The organism is Malikia sp. (genome assembly GCF_028687635.1).
Classification (GTDB): Bacteria; Pseudomonadota; Gammaproteobacteria; order Burkholderiales; family Burkholderiaceae_C; genus Malikia.
Map to the genome: position 1 here is coordinate 1,761 of NZ_JAQTZS010000050.1, position 872 is coordinate 2,632.

Here is an 872-nt window from a genome sequence, read left to right on the forward strand (position 1 = left end):
ACTACCATTGAAAGGAACCCTCATGCGTAAAATTGCCCCCGTGTCACCCGGCGAAATGCTGGAAGAAGAATTTCTGAAACCCCTGGGGATGACCAAATATCGCCTCGCCAAGGAAATCGGCGTGCCGCCACAACGCATCGGCGATATTGTCTCCGGCAAGCGCGGCATCACCGCCGACACCGACCTCAGGCTGTGCCGCTTCTTCGGCATGTCGGACGGCTGGTGGCTGCGCCTCCAGGCAAAATACGATACCGAAATGGCGAGGGACGCTTTGGCTGATGTATTGAAAAAGATTCATCCGCTGGAACGGATTGCCGCGTGACGAGCGGCAAAGAGGTGCACTGACGTAATGGCAGCAAAGATCACTCCACGGCTCATCGAGTTAACCTACGAGGCCGCCCTCAAGTCATTTTGGCGCAAAGAGGCACTCCGTAAGTTTCTGCGGGCTTCTCATGTAGCGGAAAAATTTATGGCTACGTGGGCATCCGATGAAACGAAACGAGATTTTCTTGATAGAGCCTTTCAGGCGCTTCAAGCGTCAGATCGGGGCAAGGCCGTAATCTTCGAAATAGCGCGATTTCTGTCAGAGCAGACGACATTCCCAGATTTACGCAATTGGGAGGGCTCTGCGCAGATGATTGCCGAAGCGACAAAAGCGGTTGTAGAACTGAAGGCGTACCTTAAATCACAAGACGAGAACATTCGGGACGAAAGAGAGCGGGAGGAGGCCAAGGCGAAAGCTCGCGATGAGCGCCAAAAAATTCAACGGAGCCTGACGGACAAGATCAGACTACAACAACGTTTGGATACCCTTCATTCGGCGGTAGGAACACAACAAGGGGGGTACGACTTCCAAGATTGGTTCTATGACC

Annotated in this window: 2 protein-coding genes; both read left to right on the forward strand. The window is 53.2% G+C overall.

The genetic code is table 11. The features are described 5' to 3' along the window. Positions 1–22: 22 nt before the first annotated feature. Positions 23–322, forward strand: coding sequence for a HigA family addiction module antitoxin (locus tag PHR85_RS15200; protein ID WP_300056060.1), 300 nt, complete (start codon positions 23–25; stop codon positions 320–322). Between the two features lie 27 nt (positions 323–349). Continuing rightward, the coding region (locus tag PHR85_RS15205) for a hypothetical protein (RefSeq protein ID WP_300056058.1) at positions 350–872 on the forward strand (523 nt) is incomplete at its 3' end.